This window comes from Romboutsia sp. LXY-2 (assembly GCF_056171995.1).
Genome location: NZ_JBKFGI010000001.1, coordinates 409,262 through 426,783, shown reverse-complemented (window position 1 = coordinate 426,783; position 17,522 = coordinate 409,262). Strand labels below are relative to the sequence as shown.

18 protein-coding genes are annotated in these 17,522 nt (G+C 28.1%); 12 read left to right on the top strand and 6 right to left on the bottom strand.

From position 1 onward, the window contains the following. Positions 1–110: 110 nt before the first annotated feature. The 5 genes from mglB to ACI48P_RS01970 all read left to right on the top strand — a co-directional run bounded on the left by mglB (position 111) and on the right by ACI48P_RS01970 (position 5,849). Positions 111–1,145, top strand: coding sequence for a galactose/glucose ABC transporter substrate-binding protein MglB (gene mglB, locus ACI48P_RS01990; RefSeq protein WP_475212933.1), 1,035 nt, complete (start codon positions 111–113; stop codon positions 1,143–1,145). A 103-nt stretch (positions 1,146–1,248) separates the two neighbouring features. Then, positions 1,249–2,790, top strand: coding sequence for a galactose/methyl galactoside ABC transporter ATP-binding protein MglA (gene mglA, locus ACI48P_RS01985; protein WP_475212931.1), 1,542 nt, complete (start codon positions 1,249–1,251; stop codon positions 2,788–2,790). Then, positions 2,774–3,802: a galactose/methyl galactoside ABC transporter permease MglC gene (mglC, locus tag ACI48P_RS01980; protein WP_475212930.1), complete on the top strand. Its 1,029-nt coding sequence runs from the start codon at positions 2,774–2,776 to the stop codon at positions 3,800–3,802. Before mglA ends, mglC begins: the two co-directional genes overlap by 17 nt. Positions 3,803–4,010: 208 nt before the next feature. After that, positions 4,011–4,862: a M23 family metallopeptidase gene (locus ACI48P_RS01975; protein WP_475212928.1), complete on the top strand. Its 852-nt coding sequence runs from the start codon at positions 4,011–4,013 to the stop codon at positions 4,860–4,862. Positions 4,863–5,159: 297 nt separating this feature from the next. After that, positions 5,160–5,849, top strand: a complete 690-nt coding sequence (locus tag ACI48P_RS01970) for a hypothetical protein (protein WP_475212925.1) — start codon at positions 5,160–5,162, stop codon at positions 5,847–5,849. A 6-nt stretch (positions 5,850–5,855) separates the two neighbouring features. Here the strand turns inward: ACI48P_RS01970 and ACI48P_RS01965 are convergent, their stop codons facing one another. Continuing rightward, on the bottom strand, positions 5,856–6,989 hold the full coding sequence (locus tag ACI48P_RS01965) for an MGDG synthase family glycosyltransferase (RefSeq protein WP_475212923.1): 1,134 nt from the start codon (positions 6,987–6,989) through the stop codon (positions 5,856–5,858). 128 nt (positions 6,990–7,117) lie between these two features. Here ACI48P_RS01965 and ACI48P_RS01960 point away from each other — a divergent pair, with 128 nt between their 5' ends. The 3 genes from ACI48P_RS01960 to ACI48P_RS01950 all read left to right on the top strand — a co-directional run bounded on the left by ACI48P_RS01960 (position 7,118) and on the right by ACI48P_RS01950 (position 10,223). Then, positions 7,118–8,440, top strand: coding sequence for a nucleoside recognition domain-containing protein (locus tag ACI48P_RS01960; protein WP_475212918.1), 1,323 nt, complete (start codon positions 7,118–7,120; stop codon positions 8,438–8,440). A 94-nt stretch (positions 8,441–8,534) separates the two neighbouring features. Further along, on the top strand, positions 8,535–9,569 hold the full coding sequence (locus tag ACI48P_RS01955) for a M42 family metallopeptidase (protein ID WP_475212915.1): 1,035 nt from the start codon (positions 8,535–8,537) through the stop codon (positions 9,567–9,569). Between the two features lie 129 nt (positions 9,570–9,698). Next, a complete protein-coding gene (locus ACI48P_RS01950) occupies positions 9,699–10,223 on the top strand; it encodes a hypothetical protein (RefSeq protein ID WP_475212912.1) in 525 nt (174 codons plus the stop codon). Between the two features lie 64 nt (positions 10,224–10,287). On the opposite strand, the gene ACI48P_RS01945 is transcribed toward ACI48P_RS01950, so the two are convergent. Beyond that, positions 10,288–10,572 (bottom strand): hypothetical protein, encoded by a 285-nt coding sequence (locus ACI48P_RS01945; RefSeq protein WP_475212909.1) that lies wholly within the window; start codon positions 10,570–10,572, stop codon positions 10,288–10,290. A gap of 283 nt (positions 10,573–10,855) precedes the next feature. Between ACI48P_RS01945 and ACI48P_RS01940 the strand changes: the two genes are divergently transcribed. Beyond that, the gene (locus ACI48P_RS01940) at positions 10,856–11,938 is read left to right on the top strand and encodes a hypothetical protein (RefSeq protein ID WP_475212906.1); all 1,083 of its coding nucleotides are present in this window, start codon (positions 10,856–10,858) and stop codon (positions 11,936–11,938) included. Between the two features lie 129 nt (positions 11,939–12,067). On the opposite strand, the gene ACI48P_RS01935 is transcribed toward ACI48P_RS01940, so the two are convergent. Together ACI48P_RS01935 and ACI48P_RS01930 are read right to left on the bottom strand one after the other, a co-directional pair. Then, complete coding sequence (locus ACI48P_RS01935; protein WP_475212903.1) at positions 12,068–12,388, bottom strand: YlbF/YmcA family competence regulator; 321 nt, start codon at positions 12,386–12,388, stop codon at positions 12,068–12,070. Between the two features lie 373 nt (positions 12,389–12,761). Then, a complete protein-coding gene (locus tag ACI48P_RS01930; RefSeq protein WP_475212900.1) occupies positions 12,762–13,583 on the bottom strand; it encodes a pyridoxamine kinase in 822 nt (273 codons plus the stop codon). 296 nt (positions 13,584–13,879) lie between these two features. Between ACI48P_RS01930 and ACI48P_RS01925 the strand changes: the two genes are divergently transcribed. The 3 genes from ACI48P_RS01925 (at position 13,880) to ACI48P_RS01915 (ending at position 16,022) form a co-directional block, all read left to right on the top strand. Continuing rightward, complete coding sequence (locus tag ACI48P_RS01925; RefSeq protein ID WP_475212896.1) at positions 13,880–15,025, top strand: amidase domain-containing protein; 1,146 nt, start codon at positions 13,880–13,882, stop codon at positions 15,023–15,025. Between the two features lie 175 nt (positions 15,026–15,200). Continuing rightward, positions 15,201–15,401, top strand: coding sequence for a cold-shock protein (locus ACI48P_RS01920; protein ID WP_475212893.1), 201 nt, complete (start codon positions 15,201–15,203; stop codon positions 15,399–15,401). Between the two features lie 204 nt (positions 15,402–15,605). Further along, the gene (locus ACI48P_RS01915) at positions 15,606–16,022 is read left to right on the top strand and encodes a CBS domain-containing protein (protein ID WP_475212891.1); all 417 of its coding nucleotides are present in this window, start codon (positions 15,606–15,608) and stop codon (positions 16,020–16,022) included. A gap of 51 nt (positions 16,023–16,073) precedes the next feature. On the opposite strand, the gene ACI48P_RS01910 is transcribed toward ACI48P_RS01915, so the two are convergent. Both ACI48P_RS01910 and ACI48P_RS01905 read right to left on the bottom strand, forming a co-directional pair. Then, a complete protein-coding gene (locus ACI48P_RS01910) occupies positions 16,074–16,829 on the bottom strand; it encodes a peptidylprolyl isomerase (protein ID WP_475212889.1) in 756 nt (251 codons plus the stop codon). A gap of 97 nt (positions 16,830–16,926) precedes the next feature. Further along, positions 16,927–17,346, bottom strand: coding sequence for a hypothetical protein (locus tag ACI48P_RS01905; protein ID WP_475212887.1), 420 nt, complete (start codon positions 17,344–17,346; stop codon positions 16,927–16,929). Between the last annotated feature and the right edge of the window lie 176 nt (positions 17,347–17,522).

Here is a 17,522-nt window from a genome sequence, read left to right as displayed (position 1 = left end):
ATTTTAAATATTTAAAATTTATTGAAAGTATATGGAAAACGTTTTATAATTATTTTGAAAAGATATTTACGTCATGTAATATATCATATTAAAAATATGGGGGTATTTTTATGAATAGAAGAAGGATTCTTGCGTTAGGTTTAGCTGCAATGATGTTATTCTCAGCAGTAGGATGTAGCTCATCAAAGGGAGATGGTGGGTCAGATGGTGGAGATGCTCTTCCAAAAATAGGTGCAACTGTTTACAAAGCAGATGATAATTTTATATCTGCAGTTCGTAGAGAACTTGAAGCAAATGCAAAAGATAAAGCTGTATTAACAGTTGATGACTCACAAAACGACCAAGCAAAACAATTAGACCAAGTTGATACAATGATAGCTAAGGGGGCTCAAGTTTTAGCAATAAACTTAGTTGACCCAAAGGCTGCAAGTACAGTAATTGAAAAAGCTAAGCAGGCTGAATTACCAGTAGTGTTTTATAATAAAGAGCCAGATGAAGCTGCAATGAACAGCTATGACAAGGCTTATTATGTAGGAACAATATCAAAAGAATCAGGAGTTATGCAGGGGCAAGTTATAGCAGATGCATGGAATGCTAACAAAGAAGCATGGGACAAAAATGGAGATGGAAAAATGCAGTATGTTCTGTTAAAAGGGGAACCAGGACATCCAGATGCAGAAGCTAGAACTGAATGGTCAATTAAGACTGTAAATGAAAAAGGAATAGAAACTGAAGAATTAGCTATAGATACAGCTATGTGGGATGCTGGAAAAGCAACTGAAAAGATGGATGCATGGTTAGCTAGATTCGGAGATGAAATAGAGTTTGTAATTTGTAACAATGATGGTATGGCATCTGGTGCTATATCTTCTCTAGAAAAAGAAGGTTACTTTACTGGAGATAAGTTTATGCCTGTAGTAGGTGTTGATGCTATACCAGAAATAATAACACTAATAGAAAGTGGTAAGGTAGTAGGTACTGTATTAAATGATGCTCCTAACCAAGCAAAAGCTGTTATAGATTTATCTATAAATTTAGCTACTGGTAAAGATGCAGTAGAAGGAACTGATTTAAAATTAGAAGGTAAAGCAGTTCGTGTACCTTATGTTGGTATAACTAAAGACAATATAGATCAAGCTAAGTAATTAAAAATTGCTAAATAATACCTAAGAAGTTATTTGTATAGATGATTTCTTAGGTATTAAATTAAATATTGGGAAATTAATACGTCTAAAGGGGGGAGCAACTTTGGAGAATAAGAAGAATGAATTTATTTTACAAATGATAGATATCACAAAAGAGTTTCCAGGTGTAAAAGCATTATCAGAAGTAAACCTTAATGTAAAACCAGGTAGTGTTCATGCTCTAATGGGGGAAAATGGTGCTGGAAAATCAACATTAATGAAATGTTTATTTGGTATTTATCAAAAAAATTCTGGGACTATTATATTAGAAGGCAAAGAAGTACAATTTCAAAACACTAGACAAGCGCTAGATAGTGGTGTATCAATGGTACATCAAGAGTTAAATCAAGTAAGACAAAGAAATATATTAGATAATATATGGCTTGGTAGATATCCAAAAAAAGGTATGATTATAGATGAAGCCAAAATGTACAATGATACGGTAAAGATTTTTAAAGATTTAGACATAGATATAGATCCTAGAAGAAAAGTAGCTTCACTCTCTGTTTCACAGATGCAAATGGTAGAAATAGCAAAAGCTGTATCATATGACTCAAAAGTAATAGTAATGGATGAGCCAACATCATCTCTTACAGAAAAAGAAGTTGACCATTTATTTAAAATAATTGAAAAGCTAAAAAAGAATAATGTAGCAATTATATATATATCGCACAAAATGGAAGAAATACTAAGAATATCTGATGATGTTACTGTAATGAGAGATGGAAAATTAATAGGGACAAAGTCAGCAAAAGAATTAACTACAGACATGATAATAAGTATGATGGTTGGTAGAGATATGTCAGATAGATTCCCACCTAAAGAAAATCACCCAGGAGAAGTAATATTAGAAGTAGAAGGATTAACAGAAAATATAAAATTTGGACTTAATAATGTTAGTTTTGATTTGAGAAAAGGAGAAATCCTTGGAATAGCAGGCTTAGTTGGTTCTAAAAGAACAGAGATAGTTGAAGCCTTGTTTGGAATGAGACACATAGATAAAGGTAGTATAAAGTTACATGGTAAAGCAATAGAAAATAAAAATCCAAAGGCAGCAGTTAAAAATGGATTTGCATTAGTTACAGAAGAAAGAAGAAGTACAGGAATATTTCCACAACTTAGTGTTAATTTTAACGCTATAATATCGAATATGTCTGATTATAAAGTAAATGGATTATTTTTATCAGATAAAAAGATGGCTAATGATACAAAATGGGTAATTGATTCTATGAATGTAAAAACACCATCACAAAAGACTACTATAGGTAGTTTATCAGGGGGTAACCAACAAAAGGTTATTATAGGAAGATGGTTGTTAACTAAACCAGAAATACTTATGCTAGATGAACCTACAAGAGGTATAGACGTAGGTGCTAAATACGAAATTTATCAACTTATAAATGATTTGGCTAAAAGAGATAAAGGTATCATAATGATATCTTCAGAAATGCCAGAACTTATAGGTGTTACTGATAGAATACTAGTTATGAGCAATGGAAAAGTTGCAGGTATAGTAGAAACAAAGAATACTACGCAAGAAGAGATTATGAAGTTATCAGCTAGATTTATAGAGGGGGAGAGTAGTAAAGATGAAGTCACTTGCTAAGGAAAAACAAAATTTTAATTTTAAAGAGTTTTTTGCCAATAACGCAATACAAATAGTTTTATTAATATTACTTATTGGTATTATAATAATAGAACCTAGTTTTCTTTCTGTAAACAACTTAAGAAATATATTAGCACAAAGTTCTACTCGTATGATAATAGCCCTTGGGGTAGGTGGTATAATAGTAACTCAAGGTACGGACTTATCTGCAGGGCGTATTATAGGGTTATCAGCAGTAGTTTCAGCTTCACTTTTACAAGCTACAGACTATGCATACCGTATGTATCCGGATTTACCAAAATTACCAGTAATAGTACCAATATTATTGGCGATGGTATTATGTGGTATGATGGGGGCAATAAATGGCTTTGCTGTAGCTAAATTAAAGACACCTCCATTTATTGCAACAATGGGTACTATGCTTTTAGCATATGGGGTAACATCATTATACTTTGATAGACCACCATATGGAGCACAACCTATAGCAGGTCTTGATGAAACATTTAAGCAATTGGCAGTAGGTAGTGTTGGTTCAGGAAACTTTAGAATACCATATCTTGTTATATATGCAGCTATAATATGTTTAATAATGTGGTTTGTATGGAACAAAACAAAGCTTGGTAAAAATATGTTTGCAATAGGTGGAAATCCTGAAGCGGCAGAAGTATCAGGGGTTAACGTTGCTAGAAACTTAATAATAATATATGTAATAGCAGGGCTTTTATATGGATTAGCAGGATCACTTGAAGCAGCGAGAGTTGGTAGTGCAACAAACAATACTGGATTTATGTATGAGATGGATGCTATAGCAGCTTGTGTTGTTGGAGGAGTTTCTTTTGCAGGTGGTGTAGGTAGTATAGGAGGAATAATAACAGGGGTATTAATATTCCAAGTACTTAACTATGGACTTTCATTTATAGGGGTAAGTACTTATCTACAATTTATTATTAAAGGTATAATAATAATTGCAGCGGTTGCATTAGATACAAGAAAGTACGCGAAAAAGAAATAAATTTAATAATTTTAAGAATATGCAAAGACCTATAAATACAATTTTAAATTGTATTTATAGGTCTTTTTTGAATTATAATTTAAGCATATTTTACTTAGTTTTTGGAAAAATATATAAAGTTTTGACTTATTACTAAAAAATAGTAGGTAATATTTTATTAAAATTAGTCAATAATAATTTATAGTGATGAAAAGGAGTGAAAATAAATATGAAAAAATATATTAGAATGTTTTTAATAGTCACCTTAATGGTATGTAATGTATTTGTTTATGAAGGATACTATGAATACTCAAATGCACAAGAATTAGAAAATAATCTAGATTTATTAATACTTAGTAAAAATATGGAAAAAGAATTAGAAGCAAAGCTAAATGCTTTAAACGATGAATTAAATAATAAAGTTGAAAAAGTTGCAGCATTAGAAAATGGTGATAATGAAAATGAAGTGGAAGTTGTAAAATTAAGTTTTGTACAAAATAATAATACTAATAATGAAAATTTAGAACTTACATATGTATTAAACCAAGAAATAGTTGGTTTAGAAGCTGAAATTCAAGAAATTAATAAACAAATACAAGAATGTGTTATAGAAGAAGTAAGACTAGAAAAAACATTAGAAGCAGAAAAGAGAGAATACTTAAAAGAAAATAATTTAGAATACATAGAAGGATGTTGGCCAGTACCATCATATACACAAATTAGTTCACCTTTTGGAAATAGAATTCATCCTATTACAAATAAAGAAAATTTTCATAAGGGTATAGATATTCCAGCTCCACAGTACACAGAAATAATTTCATCTGATGATGGGATAGTAATTTTTTCTGGAGTTCAAAATGGATATGGAAATGTTGTTAAAATAAAACACTTTGATGGTAAAGTAACTGTATACGCACATAATACTTCTAATATAGTACAAGAAGGAGATGTTGTAAGACAAGGTCAGCCAATAGCACAAGTTGGCTCAACAGGTAATTCAACAGGAAATCATGTTCATTTTGAGACTATAGTTAATGAAGTTAACATAAATCCAATTAACGCCGTAATTACTGATAACTAATATATATAAAAAGAAGGGTCTTTAGCCCTTCTTTTTTTTACCTATTAGTAGATTAAATGACACTAAATGATATAAAAAAATGACATATATGTAGAATTTTTATAGATTGATTTATTAATATAAAAAGTGTTGATAAACATTGGGATTATCAAGGTTTTAACTATTTATAATTAGGAAAAAAGTAAGTATTAAAAAAGGATTTGTACCCAAAATATCGAACTTTTATATATATAAAATAAGTAGTAAATGGGCTACTCGAATGTAATATAAAATATATACTAAGGGGAGTGTATGGCTATGAAATCTAAACTAATATTGGATGCAACTATATATATGATAGCTCCTATTATATTGTGTAATATTATTGGTAGTGAATACAGAACATATTCAATTATACCACTTATGGCATTAGTAGTTATATATACGATTACTTGTAAACAAAAAGAAGCTAGAGTAAATGTGTCAGGATTAATCTTTGCAGTTTTATATATAGTATTAACGTTATTTAAAAATGAAGTTGAATCACCATATCAAGTATACGTGTATGAAGCCTATCTGTTAATGTTTGGTGGACTAATAGTAATACTATTAACAGCATTAAATAAAAATATTATCTTTAGAATTTATAGAGATATACAAAGGTCGAAAGGAATAAATAATTTAGCTATTTATAGTAGTGTAAAGAAGTGTGGATTATCACCGATATTTACTCATTTATCTTTTGTTATAAGTGGTCACTTATCATTAGTGAGTTTAGTAAAAATATATTCCATATCAACATATGGAAAATTAAATTATAGTTCAACTCAAGACTTAGAAATATTAATATCTATAATATTTTTTATAGGTGAGTTGTATATTTTATCAAAGATAATTACTAAGTTGAAATCAGCAAATAAAAGTATAAAAAATAAGCATAAATCAAAGTATAATTTGAATAATAGTAGAGTAATAAATTTAAATCAATATAAAAATGCTAATAAATAACAAGGGTTACCTCTTGTTATTTATTAGCTCAGATATATACTCGGATATATTTTCAGGATGAATTGATTCTTTAAAATCTTTTATATTAGATTGCATAAAGTCAATTACACTATCAAATTCTCCAGTAGGAAGTGAAGTGATAATGTTTTTTAGATCATCGTCGTCACTATATACAACACCGATTCCTTTATCAATAATAAACTTAGCATTCTCTATTTCTTGACCAAGCTTAGGAACCTTTACAATAACTGGAGTTTGAGAATGAATAGATTCAAATAAAGTAGCGCCTCCAGGTTTTGTTAATATAAGATCATAACTTTTAATTAAATTAAACATATCATTTACATAACCTAAAACTTTTATATTAGATAAAGGTTTCTTTTCAGTTAAATCATCATAAAGTTTTTTATTACTACCTGTAACAATAGTAACTTCTATAGATTCTTTATGATTACCGATAAATTCGTCAATCCAATACATAAAATCTTCATCAATATCAAATAGGCCTCTGCCTCCTCCGACTAATAACAATCTATATTTGCCAGGAGAAGATAATTTTTTTTCAACATAAAACTTTTTGCTAATAGGTACACCAGTAACCTTTATTGAGTTAGGGTTATTACCTTTATGTACAAGCCTGTTTTTAATTTCAGAAGATGGAACAAAATACATATCTGTTCCTGGATATACCCACTCAAGGCTATCTACAACATCTGTAATGACAGTGATGCTAGGTATTTTTATATCTGGATGTTTATGCTTAAAGTTATATATACATGTAGCTGCCAATGGGAATGTACATATTATTGCATCTGGCATTAACTCTAATATATATTCAGAAAGCTTGGGTGTATAAAGCTTATGGGCAATATCATACCTAGAGTCAAAAGATTTTTTTAGATAGTAATAATAATTATACAAACCAGGAGTATACTTTGTATTATTCTCATAAAGTTTTACCATAGGTTTGTTCATTTTTGGAACACTAGCATTAATGAAATTTTGTATTAATACATTACAATTATCATCCTGTTCTAATATGTAATCTTTAATTGCATTTGCAGCACTTATATGTCCCGCACCAAATTGAGCTGTAAGAATTAAAACTGTTTTTGTTTTATTTTGTGATTGATTACTCAAACTATCACCTCGAAAGTAAAATGTATTAACTATAGATTATACAGTTACGTGTTAAATTAATCAATAATATAAGTTTTATTATTTTATAAATAGCAGATAGTTTTTTATTTGAGTTAGGGGGTGAAAATATGGAGGAAATAAGTAATATAGAAGAGATTAGCGATGGTTACGAAAGTCGATTTTTTGAAATTATAAAATCATTTGTTTATTCAACAATAGGTATATTCATTTTCTTTATACCTATAAAAATTGATGATCAAGTTGCTACTCTTATATATCATATTTCATTTAATATACAGAATGACATGGGCTCAATTTTGAAAATTTGCATAGTAGTATTTAGTATACTTGGAAGTATAAAATCATTTTTTGATGATGAAAGAAAGAATATGATTTTAAATATATTAAGATTTGTAAGTGTTATTATATTAGTAAATATATTTTATGGTAATAAAAGCATAGCGCTCATAAGTGACAATACAATATTCTTACTTGAGGAGATAGTTTTAAATATTTCAACAATGTTACCATTAACAGCGGTATTTATGACATTTTTGCTTGATTATGGGGTATTAGATATAGTAGAATCATATTTTCAAAAATTCATGAAGAAAACATATAAATTGAGTGGTAAGTCTATAGTTAATATCTTAGTCTTCTTATTTACAGATTGTTTTTGTGGATATTTTATTACAAATAGCATGTATAAAAAAGGAAAACTAAGAGAAAGTGAAGCAGTAATATTGATGGCTAACTTCTCTATAGGATCAATATGGTTATTAAATTATATCTGTGATGAGTTAAACATTAAAAAGTTAGACTTGATTATTATAAGTTTATTAATGTTGACTTTAGTAAATATTATAATGTGTAGGATATATCCGTTAAATAAAAAGAAGAAGTCTTATTTTATTAAAACTGGATATAAGGAAACAGTGCATAAAAAGGATAAGTTTAAAAAAGGAATGGACAAGTATCTTAATAATAATTGTAAGAGGAATATTTTCAAGGAAATAATTAACAACTTAGAGGAGTGTTTTCAAATAATAATTTATTTAATTCCAAATATAGTGTTAGTTTTATTTTTAGGTGATATTTTGATAAATAGCGGATATGTAATAGGTTTAATTAGCAATATATTAAGTCCAATATTAACTACTTTAAAGCTAATAGACATAGAAGAATTAAATAAGTTTTTAGTCGTGGTTTTTTACAATAATATTGTAGCTATAGATGGTGTCTTAAGTAGTATTAGTTATAATACAAAACTAATTATGGGTATGATAACATTAGTAGGTTGTATATCTATTAGCAGTAATATTACTTATATTAAATTCACAAATATATCGATTAATATAAAAGAGTTAATTTTAATTTATCTGCAACGGATAGCCTTAATTATAGGTTTATATTGTTTAATAAGTTACACCTTAATAGGGTATTTTATGTAAGTGAATAATATATCATATAAGCAATATAAAGAATGAATGTGATATAATTATTTATAAAGGGATATAAAAAATATAGGAATAGGAGAAAAATTATATGCATAACAATGATTTATTAAAAAAATATATAAAAGAAATATTAAGTATTCCAAGTCCAACAGGCTATACTTATGATATTTGTAATTATATAAAAAATGAACTTGAAAATTTAGGTGTAGATTATATAGTTGGGAATAAAGGTGCAATAGTAGCAACAATTAAAGGTGAGGATACAAGTTATGGCACTACATTTTCAGCTCATGTTGACACATTAGGTGCAATGGTAAAAGAAATTAAGCCTAATGGGAGAGTAAGTGTAACACAAATTGGTGGTTATATGATGAACACTATTGAAGGGGAAAATTGTATAATACATACAAGAAATAATAAGAAATATGATGGAACTTTGCAAACGATTAGACCATCAGTTCATATACATGGACAAGATGCTAGAGAGTTACCAAGAGATTGTAAAAATTATGAAGTTGTTATAGATGAAGAAGTATCTACTAAACAGGAGACATTAGACTTAGGAATAGAAGTAGGAGATATTATCTCATTTGACACAAGGACTAAAATAACAGATTCAGGATTTGTAAAGTCAAGATATTTAGATGATAAAGCTTCAGTAGCTTCAATGTTATATGTTATAAATTATATGGTTAACAATAATATAAAGCCTAAAAATGACGTTAATTTCTTTATAAGTAATTATGAAGAAGTTGGACATGGTTCTTCTGGATTTATACCTGAAAATACAAGAGAGTTCATTGCAGTTGATATGGGATGTCCAGGAGAGGGGCAAAACTCAACAGAATATGATGTATGCATTTGTACTAAAGATTCAAATGGTCCTTATGATTACGAATTTATAACAAAACTTGTAAGTATATGTAATGAGAATAATGTAAATTACAAATTAGATGTATATCCTAGCTATGGTTCAGATGCTGGTGCTGCGCTAAAGGCAGGATTAGATGCTAAATTTGCACTAATTGGACCTGGAGTATTTGCTTCTCATGGTTATGAGAGAACTCATTTAAAGTCAGTAGTAGAAACAATTAAACTTATGTTATGCTACATTACAAAATAATGTATTATATTAGAAAGTAAGAAGTTAAATAATTGTAACAAAAATATAATATAAAAAGAATAAAATAGGCAGTATCATATGATATAATATAGTATAATTTAAAGACAACTAAGAAATAGAGGGATACTTATGAATAAAATAATAGTGACTACAATATTAATAGCAACTATTTTCTTAAATGTAGCTTGTACAGAATATGATACTGACTCACAAATTACTATATTAAATAGTGAATCTAAAAGTGGCGGTACAGAAAATATTGAAGGTAAAAAAAGTGAAACTAGTAGGATTTCAACGTTCCCTATTGAAATAAAATCTAAGGATATGAAAGAAATTATAGACGTTGAAATAAAGCAGGATAGCACCCTTCAAGAGAAGGTAGAGTTAATTATTAATACAATATCTGAAGAAGCTTTTAATGGATTGCCTATGAATGCAACTATATATGGTAGTGATATGGCTAAAATTGTATTGAAAGAGCCAGCTAATCCTAAAAATAATAGACTATCTTGGGAAAAAGATTATCTTAATGAACAAAATAAAGAAAATACTATAAATACAATAGTTAAAAATGTCCTTCAAGAACAGTACAAGGGTACTTGGATAAAAACGGTACAACTTTATCATGAAGACGAGTTAATTACACTAGATTAAAAAGCAGATTAGAAACATAATGTTTCTAATCTGCTTTTTTTAATGCAATAATAATATTTAGAGATTACTCAAAATCTTCTACAATATCATCTGGAGAACTAGCTAGGTATGTTGCTATTGATAACATACCTATTCCTGCTAGTAGTCTTAACTGTTGCTTAGCAACATATTTAGCAACAGGTATAGTAACTTTTCTTACCCTTGGGCTTAATATTGTTGCAGTTGTTAAAGCAGAACCAACTATAATTCCAGTTGTAGCAAGAGGAGATAGATTTTTACAGTAACAGCAACACTTCACAACAGAATCTTCAACTTGTTTTTCTAAATCTTTCATATCATCTGAAGTCATACAATCACCTCAATCTTTTTTTTTAGGCAATAATAAGTCTATGCTTAAATATAGGATGTGTAATTAATATTAATTTATTATATGAAATAAATAGTACAAGCAAAATAAAGTTATTTTTATTAGTGAAACGAATTTTAGTATTTAAAGTTACTAGAATTTGCCATATGCTATCTTAATAATAAATAATTAGTAACCACATTAAGATAAATTCATATAATTATATTAAATAACATAAGTATTCTTATGCAATTTTTAAAATACTGCAAAGGGGTTTTGACATATTATGAGAAAGAAGAAAAAAGTAAGTTGTTCATGTGCACCAGTACAAGATAGCTGTTCATGTGCACCAGTGCAAGATAATTGTTCATGTAAAAAAATAGAAATGAACTGTAAACCTGAAAAAACTTGTAAAAAACCTATCAAGAAATATGTTGACTGTGGTTGCGATAATGTTGACATGAAATTCGAAGATAAATGTGTAGATTTAGCAAAAAGAGCAGAAGAACTTTTCGAAAAAGCTTTAGAATGTGAGTGCAAGGCAAAAGAAGCATTAGAACAAGCTGAAGAATGTGAAAAAAGTGCTAAGTTATTAAAATCTAAAGCATGCAAGCTAACTAAAAACGCTAACCATAGTGAGAAAGAAGCAAAGGCAGCAGAATGTACAGCAAAAGAACTAATGGAGAAAGCAGCAAAATTAAATGAACAAGCTAAATGTTTATATAAAGAAGCAGAGAGAATTGAAAGAGAAGCTGAATGTCATTGTGAAAAAGCTAAATGCTTATACGAAAAATATCAAGAGCATAATGACATGGCAAAACAATTGTATAGTCAAGCTATGAAGTGTAATGAAAAATCATTAGAATGTTATAAAACAGTAGGGGAAAAAATAAAAGAGTACGAATTAAAATCTAAAAAATGTGAAGCTATGATGGACAAATGTAGCACAAAATTATCTGATTGTAATGCTAAACCTAAGCATGAGCCATCTGTAGTAATGTCTGAGTATATCAATATAGATATGTATGTAGATTGTGAATGCGAAGAAAAACCAATGGTTCAACCTAAAAAGAAATCTTGTAATAAAAAAGAAATGGTATATGTAGAAGATATGGATTTATGTCATAACAATATGTGCAAAAATAATATGTGCCAATCAAATATGTGTTCAACATATGTAAGCCCTATGTATGATATGGGACCAATGCAATTTATGGGTGGAATGCATGAACAATATCCTTCATTAGATATGCCTTATATGAATCCATATATGGATCAATATCAAGATATGAATGACATGTGGATGAACTACTATATGATGATGCAAAATATGATGATGCAAAATATGAATCCTAATATGAAAATGTAGAAAGAGTAAAAAAAGAAGAATGCCAAGTGCATTCTTCTTTCTATATAAGTAAGTTATATTTTAGATTATATATTAAATATAGCCTAATCTAATGATAGGTTCTAAAAAAGAAGCTAATTAGCTTATAATTTACTTTAATAACTCTTGTTCTATAGTCTTATATAAATTTTCCATCATAGAATTAAATTGTTTTGTTGAGTTCATATAATTAGATACAACAGGTGTATTGAAGAAACTTTCATATTCTTTGTTTAGAGAATTTACTTTACTTGTAGCGTCTTCAATTCTATAACTTGAGTATATTGAGTTCTTCTTATTAATATAGGAATTAAGTTGATTTTTTAAACTTCTACTTTTTTCTAGATCTTGCTTACATTTATTCATATACTTAAATTCATCAGTATTTTTTACATAATATGCAAACTCCTTAGCTTTTTTATTAATATCCATAACATAGCCCCCTTTAAAATTGTTATAGTATAGTTTATATTTATTTTATTAAATATAGACTAAAAATTTTTATAATTACCAATGTTACACATTCATTTAATATTTAAAAATATAAATGTGTGTCAAAAACGTTAAATTGGTAATAATATATAATGTAGCAAAAAGACATATATATAAAGGTTGACATCGTGGAAAAAGGAGGTCTATATAGACCTCCTATTTTACGTATAAGGAATTTATGATAGTTCAAAATCTGTGAATAACTCATGTAAGCAAGTGATACCAATGCACCAATTTTAAGTAAAAAAGCTTTTGAGCAACGGACGGAGTCGTTGGCGACATGAGCGAAGCGAATTTTTTATGTATAAGTAATTTAAATTTTAGTTAAATCGTTTAGAAACATTTCGAAAAATACACCATCGTTTCTATCTGTATTGAACCCTTTAGTATAATTTATAGATTTATATATAAAATCTGTAGCTATTTTTACAGAGTCAGATAAGGTTTTACCATTAGTTAATAAGCCTGTAACTATAGATGTAAATATGTCTCCTGTGCCACTGTAAGAGCAATTATTGTATTCTACATCAGTAAAAATAACTTCTTCATTTTTTTTATCATAAGAAAGATTTAAAATTTTATTATTTTCAATTATTCCTGTTATTACTACCATATCAGGACCTAAACTTGAAACATCTTTAGCTATACTAATAAGCTCATCTCTATTGAAGCTTAAATTAAAATAATCTCTATTTGTTAAAAAACACGCTTCCGTAAGATTTGGAGTTGTTAACTGTGATAATTGAACTAAATTTTTTATTCTATTACACATCTTATCAGTGAATACAGGATATAGATTTCCATCATCTCCCAACACTGGATCAACAACTACAAAAGAATCGGTATTTTCTTTTATAAAACTAGTAACAATATCTATTTGATGCTCGGAACCTAAAAAACCTGTGTATATAGTATCAAATTCAACATTAAGATTTTTCCAAGTTTTATAGTATCTAGTCATTTCACTAGTAAAATCTAAAAATGTGAATTCAGGATAACCAGTTTGACTAGATAATATAGCTGTTGGAAAAGGACAACATTGAACTTTTAAAGCTGAAAGTATTGGCATAGCTACAGTTAATGAACAGCGACCAATACCAGATAAATCATGTACTGCAGCAACTTTTTTTATCATAACATTTCCTCCATTATTTGAAATTAGAAAATAAAAATATTTATATAAATATATATTACTACTAATTTTTATAAAAAAGTACATAATAAATTAAAAAATAGACTAAAAAGAGTAAAATTTCCATTATAAATATTTGATTATCATGTATGTTTATAACTGGTTAAATTTTATAATTTATTATTAGAATTTATAAAATTATTTGTAAAATAAATGGATATAATAACTTTAGAATTTAAAATAAGAGAAAATAAGTAAGTATAATGATACATGATGTACTGTTTATTGGAGGTGTAGTTTTGAAAAAGGGCATTATGAAAAAAAAGTACGTCAAAGGTATGATATTATCATTATTCTTAACTTTGTCTATTATGATATGTGCACTTATAACTCAACAAACTAGTGTGAAAGAAGAAATACTAGAGGCAAGTGCTATAGATAAAGAAGAAAATCATGATCAATATCAACTTCAGCTTCAACACGTATTTGACTTTAGAAATAAGGCAATATTAGAAAAAAACACAGAAATATTAAAGGGATTATATGAAACAAGTAGAAAAACAGGCCTTTGGGCTTACGAGCATGAAGTAAAAAAAATGAAGTACCTAGAAAATTGGTCTAGTAAGCAAGGTGTAAAATTTAGTGATATAAAGACGAGAGTTAAAGTAAAAAAAGTAAAAGAAAAAGAAGAAGACTTATATGGAATTATATGTACAGTGTCAACAGAATACAAGTATAGCTATGAAAATCAGCCTGAAGTAACTAACATGTTTAGGATAGGTACATATCACTATCTAAATGTTATTATAAGAGATAATCAATATGTTATAACTAAGGAATGGTATACAGATCCTTTTGCAGATTCTCTTAATTTAGAAAATTTAAAATCCGATGATATAAGAACATACATTATGTCAAAAGAAAATGTAGATTTACAACTAACAGCTGAAGAGGCAAAAGCAATAGAATATGCACATAGATATTGCGGAGCTGCAGCTGATGAAGAATATGGATTTAAATTTAATCCGAAATATAGGGATTATAACCCTGAAGGTGGAGACTGCGCAAACTTTGCATCTCAAATTATGTTTGAAAGTGGTAGATTTAAGCAAAATAATGCATGGAACTGCTATAGTGGAGAGGGAACTAAAGCTTGGGTTAATGCCCAAGGCTTTAAGAATTATATGACAAATAGTGGAAGAGGAAGCTATATAGCAAAAGGTAAATATCAAGAAGTATATAAAGAAGCCTATAATCTTAGACCTGGAGATTTTGTAGGTTATGAGAAAGATGGAAGAATAACTCATATTTCAACAGTAACAGGGTTAGATTCTAAAGGATATCCTTTGGTTACTTGCCATAATAGTGATAGGCTACTAGTTCCATGGGACTTAGGATGGAGTGATAAATCTATAAGATTCCATTTAATAGATGTTCATTACTAGTGAATAGCTCATATAAAACTATTTATTCAAAGTTGTTATATATTTAATTTATAAACCATGATAAATGTATAAAATTAATAATATTTGACAAGAAAACGTAGTTATGATAAAGTTATATTAAAGCTACATTATTAATGTAGCCAAATAATTGTGTTTTTTTAGGAGGATTTTTTTAATGAAAACTGGTGTAGTTAAGTGGTTTAACAATGAAAAAGGATTTGGATTCATATCTGTAGAAGGTGAAGGAGATGTTTTCGTACATTTCTCAGCTATACAAGGTGACGGATACAAGTCATTAGAAGAAGGACAAAGTGTTGAATTCGAAGTAGTAGATGGAGCTAAAGGTCCTCAAGCTGCTAACGTAGTAAGATTATAATTAAAATTCATATATATTAGTAATCTAGTAATATGTGAAACACAGCCGCTTAATAGCGGCTTTTTTACGTTACTATATGTAAAAAAATGCAAAAAATCATAATATTTCCTAAATATTTGAATCGATATTTATTTAACAGTGTAAATGTGTTAAAATTATCTTAGAGAATTTTACATTTACACAAGAATTTGGAGGTGTAGTATTATGAACATATTATTTTTTCTGACACCTAAAAGTGAAGTTGCATATATATATGAAGACTACACTATGAGACAGGCCCTAGAAAAAATGGAGTATCATAAATATTCTGCTATTCCGATTATTGACAAAGAAGGTAAATATGTGGGAACAATAACAGAAGGTGATCTATTATGGACATTGAAAAATGATTTTTATCTAGATTTAAAATCAGTTGAAGATGTTCCTATAATGAATATAAAAAGAAGAATGGACAACGCGCCAGTATCTGTTAATGCAAACATAGAAGATTTAATATCTAAGTCAATGAACCAAAACTTTGTTCCGGTTATAGATGATCAAAAGACATTTATAGGGATAATAAAGAGAAGAGATATAATAGAATATTGCTATGAAAAAATACGTAATGAAGAAGACATTTAAGAAGTAAATAAATAATATAAAAGCCTAGTAATGAATTACTAGGCTTTTATATTATTCGTTTATTTGAACCATTGCACCGTATTTACCTTTTAAGTCGTTTATCTTTTTAGTATAAACTTCTGTTTGCTTTTGGTACATTAAAGTTTTTTCTATTTCATTTCTTACTTCTTCGTACTCAGACTCCCCACCGTGTTGTATATCATCTAACTTTATTAAGTGATATCCAAATTGAGTTTGAACTGGTCCTCTAACTTCGTCTTTAGCCATTGAGAATACAGCTTCTTCGAATTCAGGTACCATTTGTCCTCTTGGGAATGATCCTAAGTTTCCGCCAGCATCTTTAGATGGGCAAGTAGAGTATTGACCAGCTGCATCTTCAAATGTCATTTCTCCAGCGTTTATTTTGTTTAATAAATCATTAGCTTGATCTTCAGTTTCTACTAATATGTGCTTAGCACTAGCAGTTTCTGGCTTATTGAATTTGCTCTTATTAGCACTGTAGAATGCTTGCTTTTCTTCTTCAGTTAAAGTTATGCTTGATAATACATTGTTTATAGCATATTGCTTTAACATATTTTCTTCTATTCTCTTCATTTCTGCTTTGAAGTTTTCTTCGTTATGTAATTCTTGCTCTGTAGCTTCCATATAGAATAACTCTTGGTTAACTAAGTCTTCTAATAATTGTTTTTTTCCTTCTTCAGTGTTAAAATGCATAGCTTGGTATGGATCTAAGCTCTTTAAAGCATTTTCAATATCGTAGTTAGTTATTTCTTTTTGACCAACTGTAGCTAAAACTTTTTTTTCCATAGTAGTTAACTCCTTTATTTTGTATTTCTTTATTAATATTATCCTTTAATTTAAATAATATCAGAAAAAAATGGATATGTCTAATATTTCCAAGTGTTTAGGATATAAAAACGACTATTGCTACTAATAAAAATACTGATAATATACCTACAACACCCTCATCTATATTGTATTTGTATACCATAAGGCAAGAAACGTAGAAATATATAGCAGCAAATATCATTTTTATTAATAGTAAAAACATGTTTGTAGGATACAATAAAAAACTTAAAAGTGTGGATATAAAAGCTAATAATGTACTAATTCTATAAAAATATACTATTTTTTCACAATTCTTTTTAACTAAATATGAATATGTAAATGTAATGAAATATACTGTTGCCAAAGCTAGATATATTATGAATAAAGTAAAAGATATAGTATCCGTAGCCAAGAACTGCCATTTAAACCATATTATTGGCCAAAATAAAAGTACTAATATCTTAAAATAGTCATCAAAAAATTTGGTTTTGTTCACAATAGATCATCCTTTCTTAATAGTTACATAGACCATAGGTTTAAAGTCTATAAATTAATTAAATCACAACACCATTCTAAAAGCTAGGACTATCATATAATTATTATTGATAAAAAATAATGAAGATATGACATCAATAGCAATAAAAAAACATATGGTATTTATTAGGAGGTGTT